The sequence below is a fragment of the Agromyces fucosus genome (genome assembly GCF_004134865.1).
Lineage (GTDB): Bacteria > Actinomycetota > Actinomycetes > Actinomycetales > Microbacteriaceae > Agromyces > Agromyces fucosus.
On sequence record NZ_SDPO01000003.1, the window covers coordinates 678,827 to 694,767 of the forward strand.

The 15,941-nt window shown below is 68.2% G+C and carries 16 protein-coding genes; 14 read left to right on the forward strand and 2 right to left on the reverse strand.

The genetic code is table 11. The annotated features are described in order from the left end of the window. The first annotated feature begins 59 nt into the window (after positions 1–59). The 9 genes from ESP57_RS18505 to ESP57_RS14655 all read left to right on the forward strand — a co-directional run bounded on the left by ESP57_RS18505 (position 60) and on the right by ESP57_RS14655 (position 9,816). Positions 60–680 carry an FHA domain-containing protein gene (locus tag ESP57_RS18505; RefSeq protein WP_158556767.1) on the forward strand — a complete coding sequence of 207 codons (621 nt, stop codon included), beginning with the start codon at positions 60–62 and terminating at the stop codon, positions 678–680. A gap of 188 nt (positions 681–868) precedes the next feature. Continuing rightward, positions 869–1,162 carry a WXG100 family type VII secretion target gene (locus ESP57_RS14620; RefSeq protein WP_056010942.1) on the forward strand — a complete coding sequence of 98 codons (294 nt, stop codon included), beginning with the start codon at positions 869–871 and terminating at the stop codon, positions 1,160–1,162. Positions 1,163–1,233: 71 nt separating this feature from the next. Next, positions 1,234–1,929 (forward strand): WXG100 family type VII secretion target, encoded by a 696-nt coding sequence (locus ESP57_RS14625; RefSeq protein ID WP_056010939.1) that lies wholly within the window; start codon positions 1,234–1,236, stop codon positions 1,927–1,929. Beyond that, positions 1,922–2,230 (forward strand): hypothetical protein, encoded by a 309-nt coding sequence (locus tag ESP57_RS14630; RefSeq protein WP_056010936.1) that lies wholly within the window; start codon positions 1,922–1,924, stop codon positions 2,228–2,230. Before ESP57_RS14625 ends, ESP57_RS14630 begins: the two co-directional genes overlap by 8 nt. 7 nt (positions 2,231–2,237) lie before the next feature. Continuing rightward, positions 2,238–7,712 (forward strand): polymorphic toxin type 15 domain-containing protein, encoded by a 5,475-nt coding sequence (locus ESP57_RS14635; RefSeq protein WP_115961190.1) that lies wholly within the window; start codon positions 2,238–2,240, stop codon positions 7,710–7,712. Positions 7,713–7,726: 14 nt separating this feature from the next. Continuing rightward, positions 7,727–8,017, forward strand: a complete 291-nt coding sequence (locus ESP57_RS14640) for a hypothetical protein (RefSeq protein WP_056010930.1) — start codon at positions 7,727–7,729, stop codon at positions 8,015–8,017. A gap of 111 nt (positions 8,018–8,128) precedes the next feature. After that, a complete protein-coding gene (locus ESP57_RS14645) occupies positions 8,129–8,464 on the forward strand; it encodes a hypothetical protein (protein WP_165877488.1) in 336 nt (111 codons plus the stop codon). Positions 8,465–8,605: 141 nt separating this feature from the next. Beyond that, positions 8,606–9,481, forward strand: a complete 876-nt coding sequence (locus ESP57_RS14650) for a T6SS immunity protein Tdi1 domain-containing protein (protein ID WP_115961193.1) — start codon at positions 8,606–8,608, stop codon at positions 9,479–9,481. After that, positions 9,478–9,816 (forward strand): hypothetical protein, encoded by a 339-nt coding sequence (locus ESP57_RS14655; RefSeq protein ID WP_056010922.1) that lies wholly within the window; start codon positions 9,478–9,480, stop codon positions 9,814–9,816. Before ESP57_RS14650 ends, ESP57_RS14655 begins: the two co-directional genes overlap by 4 nt. Positions 9,817–9,859: 43 nt before the next feature. On the opposite strand, the gene ESP57_RS14660 is transcribed toward ESP57_RS14655, so the two are convergent. After that, positions 9,860–10,492, reverse strand: a complete 633-nt coding sequence (locus ESP57_RS14660; protein WP_115961196.1) for a hypothetical protein — start codon at positions 10,490–10,492, stop codon at positions 9,860–9,862. Then, positions 10,479–11,222, reverse strand: coding sequence for a hypothetical protein (locus tag ESP57_RS14665; RefSeq protein ID WP_115961199.1), 744 nt, complete (start codon positions 11,220–11,222; stop codon positions 10,479–10,481). Before ESP57_RS14665 ends, ESP57_RS14660 begins: the two co-directional genes overlap by 14 nt. A 102-nt stretch (positions 11,223–11,324) precedes the next feature. Between ESP57_RS14665 and ESP57_RS14670 the strand changes: the two genes are divergently transcribed. From ESP57_RS14670 to fusA, 5 genes are all read left to right on the forward strand, one after another. Next, positions 11,325–11,804 (forward strand): DUF6121 family protein, encoded by a 480-nt coding sequence (locus ESP57_RS14670; protein ID WP_056010911.1) that lies wholly within the window; start codon positions 11,325–11,327, stop codon positions 11,802–11,804. 69 nt (positions 11,805–11,873) lie between these two features. Beyond that, on the forward strand, positions 11,874–12,521 hold the full coding sequence (locus tag ESP57_RS14675) for a hypothetical protein (RefSeq protein ID WP_056013135.1): 648 nt from the start codon (positions 11,874–11,876) through the stop codon (positions 12,519–12,521). Between the two features lie 273 nt (positions 12,522–12,794). After that, positions 12,795–13,169, forward strand: coding sequence for a 30S ribosomal protein S12 (rpsL, locus tag ESP57_RS14680; RefSeq protein ID WP_022893888.1), 375 nt, complete (start codon positions 12,795–12,797; stop codon positions 13,167–13,169). After that, positions 13,169–13,639: a 30S ribosomal protein S7 gene (gene rpsG / locus ESP57_RS14685; protein ID WP_056010907.1), complete on the forward strand. Its 471-nt coding sequence runs from the start codon at positions 13,169–13,171 to the stop codon at positions 13,637–13,639. The genes rpsL and rpsG overlap by 1 nt, the downstream gene beginning before the upstream one ends. A 145-nt stretch (positions 13,640–13,784) precedes the next feature. Further along, the gene (fusA, locus tag ESP57_RS14690) at positions 13,785–15,899 is read left to right on the forward strand and encodes an elongation factor G (protein WP_056010904.1); all 2,115 of its coding nucleotides are present in this window, start codon (positions 13,785–13,787) and stop codon (positions 15,897–15,899) included. Positions 15,900–15,941: the final 42 nt, after the last annotated feature.

The following is a 15,941-nucleotide window of genomic DNA, read 5'->3' on the forward strand; positions in this document are numbered from 1 at the left end:
ACACTGGATGCCGGACCCCGGGGCGAACGCCCCGATCGTCGACGAAGGGAAGTTCGCCCGTGGCCTCCACGCGTTGCGTCTACTGCGATGCGACCCTGCAGCCGAACAGCATGTTCTGTCTGGAGTGCGGGCAGCTGATCCCGCAGTCGGCCAAGCCGCCGGTGCCCGCGCAGTTCTCTCCCGGCGCGTCGCTGGCAGCTGCCTCGCCGCAGCAGAAGGCTCCCACCGCCGTGTCGGCGGTCGAGCCCGTGCCGCTTCCCGGCACCCTCCCGTGGCAGCAGCGCGGCACCGCGCAGCCCGAGGCGCCCGCCGCGGAGCCCGCGGCGGCCGTCGAGGTCCGGCCGCACCTGACCCGCGCCGAACTCGTCTTCTCGACCGGGCAGCGCGTCCGCATCTCCGGCAACGCCGTCATCGGGCGCAAGCCGGCCCAGACGGCGCAGGCGACCGGTGCGCAGGCGATCGAGGTCGAAGACGACACCCGGTCGATGTCGCGGGTGCATCTCTTCCTCGAGCTGAACGACGGCGTGCTGGTGGTCGGCGACGCGGGTTCGAGCAACGGCTCCGGAGTGCAGCGCGATGGCGTGCTCGTCCCGCTCGAGAGCGGCGGCACGAAGGTGGAGGTCGGTCCGGGCGACACCGTCTGGGTCGGCGACGTGAACTTCGTCATCCACGCCGCCTGAGGCGGATCGCGGCCGCTGCCGCGTCCCCGAGGCGGGAGACCTTCCGCTCCGCCCATGGGGAGTGCTCCCCATGGGCTCATCGCCGATCGCCCGGTAACGTACAGGTGTCGGGTCGTCAGAGCATCCAAGAGCGGATGCCTCGGCCCACGTGCGAACCGAACGTTCCTGTTGATCCCACGGAGGAAACCATGGCGGAAATCCGCGTCACTTCTGACTCGCTGGCCGGCGTCGCCGGGCAGCTCTCGAGCGGCTCGCAGTCGATCGAGTCCCAGCTCTCGAACCTGAAGTCCCTCGTCGAGGGCCTGATCTCGGGCGACTGGTCGGGCACCGCATCGCAGAGCTTCAACGAGCTCTACTCGCAGTGGGACCAGGCCGGTCTGCAGCTCAAGGAGTCCCTCCAGGGCATCAGCGACCTGCTCAACCAGGCTGCGCTGTCGTACGAAGACAGCGAGAACGCGATCGCCGGCACCTTCAACGGCTGACGAACCCCATTCTCAGGTGCCGACGCGATCTGCGCGTCGGCGCTTGAGTCGTTCACCCCTCAGGAGCTCGCATGGTCTATTTCAAGGTACGCGCCGACTCGCTCAGCGAGGTGGCAGCGCTCATCGGAAACGTCATCGTCGCGTTCGACGCGAACGTTGCGGCGGTCGACAGCACTGTCGGGAGAACCGTCGATGCGACCTGGGTCGGTGAAGACGCCGACAAGTTCGGTGAGAACTGGGCCTCGTTCGTCGCGATGTCCGGGCAGGTGCGCCTCGCGCTCACCGGCCTGCAGCAGGGCCTGATCTCCGCCGACAGCTCCTACACCCGAACGGAATCGGGCGTGGGCGGCAGCTTCAAGGGCGGTCGGCAGGGCCTCGTCGCCGTCAAGAACGCGTCCGGCGGGCTCGGCTCGCGGGTGGCGTCGGGCGAGGAGAAGGCCGAGGACATGGCCGAGTTCTTCGGTCGCGACTACGCCGGCGACAACGAGGTCGAGCAGTTCGGCGGGGGCATGCTCGGTCCGCGCAAGACCGGCGGCCAAGCCACTGGGGGCGGCTCCGGCGACACCGACGGCGACGGCGACGACGACTCGATCGGCACGGGCGTGTTCCGCCTGGGCGCCGACGGCGAGCCCGCCGTGGCCCCCGATTCGATTCAGGCGTTCTCCGAATCCGGCGAGACGCCCGCGGCGAGTGCCGCCGACCCCGGCACGCCGGCCGCGTCCACCACCGACGCCGGCACCGATCACGACGGAGAAGACCGTGGCTGAACAGCAGGCAGACGTCTCCGAACTGCAGGCGCTGATGCAGACGATGAGTGAACTCGTCGCCTACTGCGGGGCGTTGAAGCAGGGCGCGAGCGGATTCGCGTACATGCTCCCGAACGAATGGCAGGGACCGGCCATGCAGGCGTTCCTCGGTTCGTTCGAGGCCTGGGCCGTCGGTGCGACCACCCTCGAGGGCGTGGCGGAGTCGCTTCGCGCACAGGTCGAGACCTCGCACAACTCGTACTCGAAGACGATCGAGCAGCTGACGACCTCGTGGTCGAGCCTCGAAGCAGAACTGGGATAGGGACCTCATGTCGGACAACGTGAAACTCGATCCTGCACGTCTCGTGCAAGACGGCCAAGAGCTCTTCGGCATCGCCAAATCGCTCGACACGGCGATCTCGGTGCTGAACAGCAGCCTCGGGAGCAGCGGCGGCATGGCCGGCGACGACAACGCCGCCGAGGAGTTCTGCCAGGGGAGCGAGGGCTACGACGCCCTCGCGGGGCCGTCGATCGACGGCGTCCGCTCCTTCTCCAACGGTCTCCGCATCCTCGACGCGGCGTTGAACAACACCGCTCGTGCGTACGATGCCGCACAGAAGCCGGGCGCGGGTCTCGACCCGGCATCGGCCTCGCCCTCGGCCGAAGAGGCCACCATCGACCACGCGAAGTCGAACCCGCCCGATGCCCTGGGTGCTGGTTGGCCCGGCGCGCTCGGCGAGTTCCAGGAGTTCCTCGAGTGGGGCCTCCAGCAGCTCGGCGTCGTGATTCCCACGGGTGACGAAGACAAGCTCCAGAACGCCTCCGAGGCGTGGGGGGAGTTCGCCCAGAGCATCCGCAGCGCGCGCAGCCAGGTCTCGTCGAGCATGACCAACGTCGGCGCGATGACCTTCCCCCAGTCGGCGTCGGTGCTGAGCTGCCGCCAGGGCATCACCACCGGTCTCCAGAGCATGATCACCTCGGCCGAGGGCATGCGGGACTGGATCGCGGACTTCCGCACGCAGCTGCGTGCGATGCGCGAAGAGCTCGGCTGGTTCCTCAAGCAGATGGCGATCGAGATCGCCGCGGAGCTCGCCATCGGCGGCCTGCTCACGGTCGTCACCGCGGGCATCGGCGCCCTCGCGACCGCTGCCAAGGTCACCACGACGGTGATGCGCTGGTGCGTCAAGATCGCGAAGCTCATCGACCGCCTCAAGGACTTCCTCAAGGGCATCCGCGGCATCAAGGGCGCCCTCGTGCGCGGCGGCCTCCGCGCCGCCAAGGAGGGTCTGCAGGCCGGTCTCGCGAGCGCCATCTCGACGACGGTCGTCAACAGCGCACGATCCGACGAGAAGGACTACAAGGCGCAAGACGTCGGTACGGCCTTCATCTCGGCGTTCGCCGGAGGTGCAGTGGCGTCGCCTGCGTCGCGGCTCCTCGGTGGCAGCGGCGGGCCCGGCTTCCGGCCCGGCGTGCGCCAGATCTCCGGCGAGGCGGGTGCGGGTGCGATCGACGGTCTCGCGAGCTCCGCCGTCGAGTCCGGCATCACCGGCAACGACTTCAACCCCATCTCGGCGATGGTCCTCGGCTCCCTCATGGGCGGCGGGCTCACCGCCGGCGGCCGCGGCCTCAGCGCTGCACTCGGCAACGGGTCCGGCACGTCCACTGCGTCGCCGGGCACGAACACGGGCGTCAACCCGTCGACCGACGGCACGCCGACTCCCGGATCGGGCAACTCCTCGTCGAACTCGAACAGCAGCGGCGGCACGAGCGTCGACACCGACTCCTCTGGCATCCCGACGCCGGGCTCCGGCGATGGCGGCTCGAACACGTCCGGAGACGGCGCGCCGATCGACCTGGGCGATGGCGGTCCCTCGACCGGCGGTTCGCCTGACGGTGGTACTCCCGACGCTGGTACTTCGGATGCTGGCACTCCGGATGCTGGTACGCCTGACGCTGGTACTCCGGATGCGGGTACGCCCGACGCAGGTACTCCGGATGCTGGCACTCCGGATGCTGGTACGCCTGACGCTGGTACTCCGGATGCTGGTACCCCGGATGCGGGTACTCCTGACGCTGGTACTCCGGATGCCGGGACTCCTGACGCTGGTACTCCGGATGCGGGTACTCCTGACGCTGGTACTCCGGATGCGGGTACTCCTGACGCTGGTACCCCGGATGCCGGGACTCCTGACGCTGGTACTCCGGATGCCGGTACTCCTGACGCCGGCACGCCGGATGCGGGTACTCCGGATGCTGGTACCCCGGATGCCGGTACTCCTGACGCCGGCACGCCGGATGCGGGTACTCCGGATGCTGGTACCCCGGATGCCGGTACTCCTGACGTTGGAACCCCGGATGCCGGTACCCCTGACGCTGGAACCCCCGATGCGGGCACGCCCGACGCCGGTACTCCTGACGCCGGCACGCCTGACGCCGGTACGCTCGAGGTGGACGCGGATGGCGCTCCTCAGGGCGGCGCTGCGGCCACGCAGGGTGCCTCGACCTCGACCTCGAACTCGACGAGCTCGTCGAGCAGCGATGCCGATGGCTCCGAGGTGGGTTCGAACGAGGCCGACGCCGATGGCGCAACGCCCGAGGAGTCGTCTGTCGACGCTCCTGAGCCCGCATCCGACGAGGGTGTCGATCTGAGCGACCTCTCGCCCGAGGCGGCGACCGCCATGGCCGGTGCCGGCGCGGCGGCGGCAGCAGGCCTGCTGATGCGCCCCACCCTGCCCGGCTCGGCAGCGGCGAACGGTTCGCCGGCCGCCCCCGGAAGCACCACGCCGACGAGCGGGACCCCCGATGGGTCCGCCCCGACCGCACCGACAGGCGGCACGGGGCCGAACGGTTCGTCGCCCGACGGTTCGTCGCCCGACGGTTCGACGCCCGACGGTTCGACGCCCGATGGCGCAGGTGCCGACGGCACGAGCGGCGACGGATCCGACGGTGGTTCGCCCGACGCCGATGCGACACCGCAGCAGTCGACTCGCACTGAAGCGGAGATCCGCCAGGCCCTCACCGAGATCAACCCGAACTTCGACCCGCACAACCCGGCGAACGGGTACGCGACGAACTGCGGCAACACCTCCGCGATCCTCAACGACTTCCTGAACGGCGACTCGACGTCGGAGGCACCCACGGGCACCCTCGACGTGCCCGAGATGGAGGCGCGCACCGGCCTGCCCCAGACGCCGATGACGCCGCAGCAGATCGCCGATTCGCTCACGGCGATGGGCCCCGGATCGCACTGCGTGGTCGGCATCGACCGGTCCAGCGGCGATGGCCACTGGTTCAACGCGTTCTTCGACGGCGATCAGGTGTGGACACTCGACGCGCAGACCGGCGACATGTCGCCGTGGCCGCCGAACGAGCCCACGGCCACCAACTGGGATGCCTCGATCACCCCCGAGAACGTCGCTCCGGCGGCTCCCTCGAGCACGACTCCAGCGGCACCGTCGACGGCTCCCGACGGATCGACGCCGACGACGGTTGCGCCGGGTTCGACCCCGGACGGTTCGACCGCTGATGGCACGACTCCCGATGGCACCGCCCCCGACGGCACCGCCCCCGACGGCGACCGATCGGCCGGTTCCACCTACCAGAGCAAGGCGACCGTCGATCCCGACCATGCCTCCGACGGTTCGCAGGGAGCGGGAACGACGTTCAACGGGTACGCCATCCCCGAATTGACCCCAGAGATCCGACAGCAGCTCAACGACCTGGCGGGGAAGACCGATTCTCCGATCATTCGCAACGCCGACGGCTCGTTCTCATTGCGCGAGCCGATCGACGTCAGCAGTTTCGAGCTGACCAACGACAACCACGACTGGGCGGAGTTCCAGCGTCAGGTGGGTCTGCAGCAACAGGGCCTCAACAACCTCACGATCGCCGAATGGCGCCACAACGTGAACTTCTACGACAGCAACAAGCGTGTCGCCTTCGCTGAGCAGAAGGCCGAGAACAAGCTGCTGAAGGGGTCTGGCGTGAACATGGCGGGTCAGGCCGTGCTGCACGGCCCCGACCAGGTCGCGGGCGGTCGCGCGGATCGCTTCGACGGTGGAGGCTCGCTCGGTATCAACAGCTCCATGGGCCGTCAATGGCAGGATCGCATCGTCGAACTGAGCGATGGCGTTCGCGACGCCGCCGCATCGGTGCCTGCGGCACTGCGGCCCCACGTCCACCTGAAGGTCGAGCTCGGCGCCACCAACGTTCGTGACGGCGGCCCGGCCGCGACCCAGGCGACCCTGAACGCTGCCCGGCCGATCACCTCGGGGAGCACGGTCGCCGCAACACCCACCGCTCCGGCGTCACCCACCGCTCCGGCAACACCCACCGCTCCGGCGTCGCCCACCACTCCGGCATCGCCGACGACGCGGGCCGGAGCCGGATCGGGAGCCGTGACGCAAGCACCGACTCCCGATGGCGCGGCGGACAGCTCGGCGCCGGCGGACGCTGCAACGCCGGCCTCTCCTGCGGCCGACAGTCCAACAAGTCCCGGTGATTCCAATGGGGAGTCCGAGGCGTCGACGACGGATCCGGCCGATTCGAGCATCACGCCTTCGCAGGACTCGTCGGATCCGACTGATTCGACAGAGCCTTCCGATTCCGCGGAGGTGTCCACCCCTGAGGACGTTGCCGAGCCGAATCCTGCCGAGTCCGACGCTGCCGAGTCCGACGCGGCCGAGCCCGATCCAGCTGCCGAGTCCGACGCGGCCGAGCCCGATCTGTCCGCCGAGTCGGAGCTCTCCCCAGCTGAGTCGCAGACGTCTGACACTGCACCCGCGAGCGGAGATGCCGCCGCCGATGCCACGTCAGGCACCGACGGTGCGTCGACGCCGGAGCAGCCGCCCGTGCCCGAGACCATGTTCCACCCTCTCCTCGACGCGCACTTCGACCGCCTGAATGCCCCTGAGACGCCGGCGCTGTCGATCCGCCTCGTCAACGAGATGGGTCTCTGGGCCGATCCCGGGCGATTCGGCAACAACTGCCACTACGTGGTCAACGCGCTCGAGTTGCGCGCTCGCGGCTACGACGTGATCGCCAGTCCGACCGTCCAGAGCGTCGTGGTCAATCAGCAGACCGGCGCCTTCGACAATGCCTTCGAAGGTCGGTTCCTGCCCGCGATCGCCGCCGACTGGGTGCAGGTCGACGGCACCCGCCGTGACTTCGACAACCTCAGCGACTTCGACGGCGACACGCCTGCGCAGGCATTGGACGCGCTGACCAGTTCGTGGCCCGAGGGTGGCCGTGGCTTCATCGCGGGGTACTGGCGTGATGGTGGCGGGCACATCTTCTCGATCACGAGGGACGCTGACGGAGTCCGGCTCTCAGATGGACAGGTGAACGACGCCGACGTCTCCGAGTATCTCGGCGACATGTTCTTCGACGAGCGATCGTCAGCGCCATGGAAGGACATCTCGGTGATCCGGGTCGACGACCTCGTCCCGACCTCCGAAGTGCTGAAGACGTCGAAGCCGCGCCGCGAGGACGAGTATCAACTGCTGGTGGACTGGGGCAGCAATCCGGCCATGCCGGATCGCCCGCAGGTGATGATCGATCGCGAGCGCGCCGCGAACGACCGCTGGCAGGCGCGCAATGACGAGTTGATCGCCGAACGCGTCAAGATCCGCGATGATCCCGACGCCGACATGGCCGATCGTCAGCGCGCAGCCGACGAGGTGTGGATCCTCGAGGACCAGAACCGACGACTGGCAGAGGGAGCGAGCCGGTTCGAACTCGAAGTGAACCCGCCCCCGCCCCCGCCGCAGACCCAGCCCCAGACAACGGGCTCGGGCGAGAACTGAGAGAGACTGGGAAGATGGTGACGATCCAGGAAGCACGAACCCTGCTCGAGCAGTTCTTCGCCGCGCACCCCCCGGCGGTGTCGGGCGAGCTCTACATCGCGCCCGAATGGTACGAGGATGCCTCCGACTACCTGCCGGTCTGGGGAGCACGTGAGTTCCTCGTCGAGGGGCGGGAAGCGTTCGCGCGTTGGGACAACCGGGTGATCTTCATCAACAAGGAGACCGGCGAGGTTCACGAGGGGCTGCGCAACCTTCATGCCAAGAAGGTCAGGGCGATGACTCCGGTGGCGGCTCCAGCCGGCTGATGCTCCAGCTCCGCGCCGGGTAGAGTTCTCGAACGACCCGATCATCGGCACGGCACGGGAGAGAAGATGACCGTCTCGGACAACCACGGACTCGATCGCTTTCTGGCATCGGTGCAGAAGCTGACCCCAGCCGACTTCACCGAGGTGAGTGAGCGTGCACTCGCGACGGGTGCATCCGCTCGCACCTCGGCGCGGAAGGCTGCGAAGCTCTCGGCGGCGGAACGCAGTGCGCTCGACAAGCGCGTCCGCGATGCGTTCGTTCCGATGCATGAGCAACTCGAAGCCGACCCGAGCGCGGATCTCCACGACGCGATAATGGATACGATGACCGCTGCGCTCGGTGTCGTGCAGCGGACGAAACTCTCCGAAGAACAGTACGAGACGCTCATCCGACCGTTCCTCGCCGTGGGGGCGGACGTCCCGATATGGGGTTCCGACCCCGTTTGAGCCTCACGATGAGGTCGGCGTGAACGCCGTCTTTGCGACAGGATGGGGAGCGCTCCCCATCGCCCGGCGGCTCGATCTGTGGTGTCGTGGAAGCCTTCGCCGCGTGGAGCGCCGTGCGAAGCCTGCTGAGGAAGGACCGGAATGACCACGTTCAACACGTTCACCCAGGTGGCGCCGATCGGCGAGGAGACCATCGCCCGGTTCGCCGGGCAGGTTCCCGCCGAGATCGTCGACCTGTGGCGGCGTCAGGGTGCCGGATTCGTCGGCGCCGACGGGTTCTTCCGCGTCGTCGATCCGGATCGCGCGGCACAGATGCTCGACGGCGTCTTCGCCATGCCCGACGGCTCGACCGTGCTGTTCACGACGGCCCTCGGCGACGTCGTCTTCCACGCCGGTGGCGCGTTCTTCGTCGTGAAGTTCCGCTTCGGTGCGATCGACGTGGCACAGGGCGTCCCCTTCGACGACGTCGTCTCCCTCATCGAAGACGAGCGTCACCGGGACGTCGTGTGGCAGTGGCAGCCGTATCCGGCCGCGCGCGACCGCGACGGTGTTCCGGCGTTCGAGCAGTGCTTCGGATTCGTGCCGCTGCTCGCCCTCGGCGGTCCGAACGACGCGGAGCACCTCCAGCTCGGCGGGCTCTACGAGCACATCGCCCTCATCACGCAACTCGCCGGTCAGCCGCGAGTGCGCGGCGCACTGCCGCTTCCGACGAACGGCGCGCCCACGGCGGCCCCGGATGCCGCAGCAGACCGTGACCGCCTCGTCGAGGTCGCCCGAGGGCTCTTCGACAAGCTCACGGAGGCGCCGAACCTCAACATCATCGACCTGCCCGACGGTCTCGGCATCTGCGCAGTCCACGCCGTGCGCGGCGGCGGCAAGATCTACGTCGCGCCCGATGAGTCCGTGTTGTTCGTCGCCTCCGCGATGGACTTCGACGCCGGGCTCGCCGCCTTCCGGTCGGGGGAGCGCACGCCGCACGTCATGTTCGAACGTCGGGACGGCGGGGCCACCTCGTGAGTTCGGTGCTCGAACAGCGCTGCGAACGACTGCGCCAGCCGGTGACCGAGCTCGTCGCGGTGAGCATCTCCGCGACCCTCCGCCCGCAGGACCTGCCCGAGTTGCGGGCGGCCATCGCCGACGTGCAGGCGATCCTCGGCGAAGACACCTCCGAGATTCCGCCCGGCGCCTTCCTCGACTGGTTGCCGACGGCGCTGCGCAACCTGCAGCGCATGGACGAAGCGGTCGCCGGCGGCGATGCCGCCACGTCGTACGCGATCTTGACCGACAAGGTCGACGGATTCATCCGCCTCACCGACGGCTGCGCCGGATTCCCGGGGTGGTCGGCGACCTGAACCCGGGTGGCGTCGCCACCGGTGCGGGTCGCCAGCCGCGCCGTCAGCCGCGGAGGAACGGATCGAGGAATCCGTTGACGATCGTCTGGCTGGCGCGGGCGCCGTAGTTGTCGACCGTGACCTGGCTGATCGCCGCATAGGCGTTCTCGCGCAGCACGACGGGCGGCAGCGGCTGCCAGCCATTGCCCGATCGCGCGACGACGGTCACGTAGGCCACCGAATCCCTCGGCGACAGCCAGATGCCGAAGGTGACCTGTCCGCTCTTGGCCGCGGGCACCGGAAGGTACACGCGCGGGTCGCCGGTGCGGAACCGCTCGAGCAGCGCGGCGGCGTCCTGCGGGGCGACGTGCGCGTAGGCGTTGACGCTCTGCTTCACCCGGGAGCCCGTCGCGACGCGTTCCCAGCGGTACGACCAGGCCGTCAGCCAGACGATGCCGCCGATGAGCGCGGCGGCGCTGAACAGCACGAGCGCGGGCGCCACGAGACCGCGCAGTGCCGAACGCCGTCCTTCGTAGTCCGACGACATCGCGACGATGGCGTCGTACTGCGTGAGCGAGACGACGAGCCCGAGGAGCCCGGCGACGATGAACGCCGCGGCGGTGATCATGAGTCCGCGCGAGCGCACCCGTCGCAGTTCGCCGGTGAGGGTGGCCAGAGGGCGTTCAAGCTGTTCCATGGGTGCCTTCCTCATTCGAGACCGGCCATTTGCGGTCGATCATCGGTCCCTTCCAGTCGAAGTATCCGAAGACGGAGGTGAACGCACCCGTCGGCACGCCGCGGCGCGTCGCCTCGTCGACGAGGACCTTGGCCGATCGGTGCGCGGCCGAGTCCTCGATCACGGCGTCGAGCATGAGGGGGATCAGCCCGCGCCGCACACCGTCGAACTCGTCGAACAGCGTCACGCGGTCGGCGCCGGGATCGCCCCCGAACGCGCGCTTCAGCGCCGCCCCGTCGCGGACGGCGATCTCGCAGAGCAGTGTGCCGTTCCCGGCCTTGAGTGCCGCGGTCGCGAGCGGGCCCGACAGCGGGAGTCGTTGCATCCGAGCCGAGCGCGCACGGTCGTCGAGGACACCCACGAAGACCATCTCGTGCCAGGGGATGAACGGAGCGCCCGCCAGGCGCACGCCGGCGTCGGTGATCGTCAGCGCCACGTCGACGTCCGTCACGAGGAGAATGAGCGCCCGTCGCCGGCGGAGCGCCATGACGGTCGAGAGCAGACAAGCCCCCGCGCCGAGGGCGGCGACGGTGACCGTGAACCAACCCATGCCCGACGCGACGGCGAAGACGAGGCCGGCGGTGATGAGGCATCCGGCCACGATGCTGACGAGGATGATGCCGGAGTTCCAGCGGCCGACGGTGTCGACCTTGGCACGATCGACGGATGCCTCGAGGATCGGCGTGACCATCGTCACCCTTTCGCGGTCTGATCGGGCCGACGCTCGGCTCTCGGGGAGTCAGCCTACCTTTCGGGAGCCGCGCCCATCCGGCTCACGGCGTAGCCTCGAAGCATGGACCCGCGCCGCACGGCCTGGATCGTGGCCGCCTTCGCCGCAGCACTCGATCTCGCCCTCGTCGTCTGCGCGTACGGGTTCGTGAGCCTCCTCACGGGTGTCGAGGTCGTCGTCGACCCCGAGGCCGGACTCTTCGTGGCACCGGCCGCGATCGGGGCATCCGTCATCGCCCTGCTGCTCACCCTCGCCGTCACGCTCCGACGACCGGACCGCATCTGGTCGAGCGTCGTGCTCTCGGCGGTCTGGACCTGGCTCGCGTTCGTCGTCGTCTCCGTCATCGGCTACGCCATCGCGAGCGAGGGCAGCACCCTGATCGCGGCGCTGCTGTTCGGCCTCGGATTCGGCATCGGATGGTTCGGCCTGCTCATCCCGGCCCTCGCAGCGGTCACGGCGTCGTTCGCCGTGCTCGTCGCTCGCGGTCGAGACTCCGGGATGGAACGCCCGAAGTGGCCGTGGGAGCGCGATGACGACGAGTGAAGGGTGTCGCCGCGCCATCCGCTCGCGGTTCCGTGACGCAGAACGCGCGCTCGCAGTATCGTGAACCTGATGCAGGGTTCGATCGAGGCGCGCGTGAGCCACGAGGTCGACCGGTGGCTGGCATGGCTGCCCCGGTGGCGACCCGGCACGCATCGCGCCCGCGTGCGCCTCTGCACGCGTTGCTTCGGCTCGCCGATCCTCGCCGCCGCCGGCCTCGACGTCGACGTGCCGCACCCCGTGCAGCACGCCTTCTCGATGCGCATGAAGGGGGTCATCGACCTCGCGGTCGACGACTACACGGCGCGGAACCTCCCGATGCTGCACCGCGAGATCAGGCTCGCCGAGGAGCGCAAGGCCCGCCGGCCGTACCGTGCGGGCGAGGGTCTCGAACCCGAGTTCCTCGGGCTCGACGTCGACCCCGAGCCGGTGCCCGACCAGCCGTTCCTGTTCACGCTGTCGGGCCTCGAGGCCGATACCGCGGCCGAGGCCGCCGAGCCCGCCCCTCGCCCGTTCACGCCCGAAGAGAAGGAAGCGCTCCGCGAGGAGGTCCGTCTCGCGGACGACTTCGCGAAGCAGCTCGGCCGCCGCATCTGCGTCGAGCTCGCCCAGCACCGCTACCGCATCGGCAACGCCGTCGAGCGCCTCGTCGAGCCGCAGATCGAGGATCTGCTCGCCGATCTCGACCGCGAGCTCGACTCGCCCGGATGGCCGAGCTGACGGGCCGCAGGGGAGTCGGCGGCCCCGCTGCATCCGCCGCCATTTGACCGCGAGGTTACGGCGCATTACCATTGATCGGGTGTGCGCGTTGTCGCGCGCTCGAATCGTGCCTGCAAGACCGGCGCGAGACGGGCCGAGAGAAGTCGCACACGTCGGGCGATTCGCCCCCACGGCATACCCACCAACCAAGGCGCTGCAACTCTGCGGTGCCGGTGGGTCGTGATGTGAATTCCATCAAACGCTGTCACCGTGCAGCACCAACAAGGAGAAGCAGTGCCAACCATTCAGCAGTTGGTCCGCAAGGGCCGCTCGCCGAAGGTCACCAAGACCAAGGCCCCCGCCCTCAAGGCGAACCCCCAGCAGCGCGGCGTGTGCACGCGTGTGTACACCACCACCCCGAAGAAGCCGAACTCCGCGCTCCGCAAGGTCGCTCGTGTGAAGCTCTCCAACGGCACCGAGGTCACCGCCTACATCCCCGGTGAGGGCCACAACCTCCAGGAGCACTCGATGGTGCTCATCCGCGGTGGTCGTGTCAAGGACCTCCCCGGTGTGCGCTACAAGATCGTCCGCGGCGCGCTCGACACGCAGGCCGTGAAGAACCGCAAGCAGGGCCGCAGCAAGTACGGCGCGAAGATGGAGAAGAAGTAATGCCTCGTAAGGGACCCGCTCCGAAGCGCCCCGTCGTCGCCGACCCCGTCTACGGGTCGCCCGTCGTCAGCCAGCTCGTCAACAAGATCCTCGTCGACGGCAAGAAGGACCTCGCGCAGCGCATCGTCTACGAAGCGCTCTCGAACGTCGCCGAGAAGAACGGCCAGGACGCCGTCGCCACCCTGAAGAAGGCGCTCGACAACGTGCGCCCGACCCTCGAGGTGCGTTCGCGTCGCGTCGGCGGATCGACCTACCAGGTCCCCGTCGAGGTCAAGCCGCACCGCGCCAACACCCTGGCCCTCCGCTGGCTCACCAGCTACGCCAAGGCTCGTCGCGAGAAGACGATGACCGAGCGTCTCACCAACGAGATCCTCGACGCATCGAACGGCCTGGGTGCCGCGGTCAAGCGCCGCGAAGACACCCACAAGATGGCCGAGTCGAACCGCGCCTTCGCCCACTACCGCTGGTAGCAGGCCGAGCGGATGCCTCCGATCGCGGCTGGCATTCGTTCGGGCCCACTACTTCTGGTAGCAGGCCGAGCGGATGCCGCGGCAGCACGCGGCGGCATCCGCTCACCTCACACCTTTCGTTCCTGAACATCCCGGAGGAACCCTCGTGGCACAAGACGTGCTCACCGACCTGAACAAGGTCCGCAACATCGGCATCATGGCGCACATCGATGCCGGCAAGACCACCACGACCGAGCGCATCCTGTTCTACACGGGCGTCAACCACAAGATCGGCGAGACCCACGACGGCGCCTCGACGACCGACTGGATGGAGCAGGAGAAGGAACGCGGCATCACGATCACGTCGGCCGCCGTGACCTGCTACTGGAACAAGAACCAGATCAACATCATCGACACCCCCGGCCACGTGGACTTCACGGTCGAGGTCGAGCGCTCGCTCCGCGTGCTCGATGGTGCGGTCGCCGTCTTCGACGGCAAGGAGGGCGTCGAGCCCCAGTCCGAGACCGTCTGGCGCCAGGCCGACAAGTACGACGTGCCCCGCATCTGCTTCGTCAACAAGATGGACAAGCTCGGCGCCGACTTCTACTTCACGGTCGACACCATCATCAGCCGACTGGGCGCCAAGCCCCTCGTGCTGCAGCTCCCGATCGGTTCGGAGTCGAACTTCGAAGGCGTCGTCGACCTGGTCGAGATGCGTGCACTCACGTGGCGCGGCGACGCAAAGGGTGACGTCAAGATGGGCGCCGAGTACGCCATCGAGGAGATCCCCGCCGACCTCGTCGACAAGGCCGCCGAGTACCGCACCGCGCTGCTCGAGGCCGTCGCCGAGACCGACGACGCGCTCATGGAGAAGTACTTCGGCGGCGAAGAGCTGACCGTGGCCGAGATCAAGGCCGCGATCCGCAAGCTCACCGTCAACTCCGAGATCTACCCCGTGCTCTGCGGTTCGGCGTTCAAGAACCGCGGCGTGCAGCCGATGCTCGACGCCGTCATCGACTACCTCCCCTCGCCGCTCGACGTGCCCGCCATCGAGGCGCACGACGCTCGCGACGAAGAGAAGGTCGTCATGCGTCACGCCGACGCCACGGAGCCCTTCACGGCTCTCGCGTTCAAGGTCGCGGTGCACCCGTTCTTCGGTCGCCTCACCTACGTGCGCGTCTACTCCGGTCGCCTCGACAGCGGCGCCCAGGTCGTCAACTCGACCAAGGGCAAGAAGGAGCGCATCGGCAAGATCTTCCAGATGCACGCCAACAAGGAGATCCCGATCGACTCGGTGACCGCCGGCAACATCTACGCGGTGATCGGCCTGAAGGACACCACCACCGGTGACACCCTCTGCGACCCGAACAACCAGGTCGTCCTCGAGTCGATGACCTTCCCCGAGCCCGTCATCGAGGTCGCCATCGAGCCGAAGACCAAGGCCGACCAGGAGAAGCTCGGCACGGCGATCCAGAAGCTCGCCGAAGAGGACCCGACCTTCCGCACCGAGCAGAACCAGGAGACCGGTCAGACGGTCATCAAGGGAATGGGCGAGCTCCACCTCGACATCCTGGTCGACCGCATGAAGCGCGAGTTCAACGTCGAGGCCAACGTGGGCAAGCCCCAGGTCGCGTACCGCGAGACGATCAAGCGCGCGGTCGAGAAGCACGACTACACCCACAAGAAGCAGACCGGTGGTTCCGGCCAGTTCGCGAAGATCCAGTTCGCGATCGAGCCGCTCGAGATCGAAGGCGACAAGATCTACGAGTTCGAGAACAAGGTCACCGGTGGCCGCATCCCGCGCGAGTACATCCCCTCGATCGATGCCGGCTTCCGCGATGCCATGCAGTACGGCATCCTCGCCGGGTACCCGATGGTCGGCGTCAAGGCGTCGATCCTCGACGGTGCCGCCCACGACGTCGACTCCTCGGAGATGGCGTTCAAGATCGCCGGCTCGATGGGCTTCAAGGAAGCCGCTCGCAAGGCGAACCCCGTCCTGCTCGAACCGCTGATGTCCGTCGAAGTCCGTACTCCCGAGGAGTACATGGGCGACGTCATCGGCGACCTGAACTCGCGTCGCGGTCAGATCCAGTCCATGGAGGATGCTGCAGGCGTGAAGGTCGTGCGTGCGCACGTCCCGCTCTCGGAGATGTTCGGTTACATCGGCGACCTTCGGTCGAAGACCTCTGGTCGCGCGGTGTACTCGATGGAGTTCCAGAGCTACGCGGAGGTCCCGAAGGCTGTGGCCGACGAGATCGTCCAGAAGAACAAGGGCGAATAGTCCGATACGCACGAACCTTCCGGTTCGCGTAACATATCAACA

Coding starts and splice junctions, on each gene's coding strand:
- ESP57_RS14620 (WP_056010942.1), top strand. CDS start 869: ATGGCGGAAATCCGCGTCACTTCTGACTCGCTGGCCGGCGTCGCCGGG.
- ESP57_RS14625 (WP_056010939.1), top strand. CDS start 1,234: ATGGTCTATTTCAAGGTACGCGCCGACTCGCTCAGCGAGGTGGCAGCG.
- ESP57_RS14635 (WP_115961190.1), top strand. CDS start 2,238: ATGTCGGACAACGTGAAACTCGATCCTGCACGTCTCGTGCAAGACGGC.
- ESP57_RS14640 (WP_056010930.1), top strand. CDS start 7,727: ATGGTGACGATCCAGGAAGCACGAACCCTGCTCGAGCAGTTCTTCGCC.
- ESP57_RS14650 (WP_115961193.1), top strand. CDS start 8,606: ATGACCACGTTCAACACGTTCACCCAGGTGGCGCCGATCGGCGAGGAG.
- ESP57_RS14660 (WP_115961196.1), bottom strand. CDS start 10,492: ATGGAACAGCTTGAACGCCCTCTGGCCACCCTCACCGGCGAACTGCGA.
- ESP57_RS14665 (WP_115961199.1), bottom strand. CDS start 11,222: ATGGTCACGCCGATCCTCGAGGCATCCGTCGATCGTGCCAAGGTCGAC.
- ESP57_RS14670 (WP_056010911.1), top strand. CDS start 11,325: ATGGACCCGCGCCGCACGGCCTGGATCGTGGCCGCCTTCGCCGCAGCA.
- ESP57_RS14675 (WP_056013135.1), top strand. CDS start 11,874: ATGCAGGGTTCGATCGAGGCGCGCGTGAGCCACGAGGTCGACCGGTGG.
- rpsG (WP_056010907.1), top strand. CDS start 13,169: ATGCCTCGTAAGGGACCCGCTCCGAAGCGCCCCGTCGTCGCCGACCCC.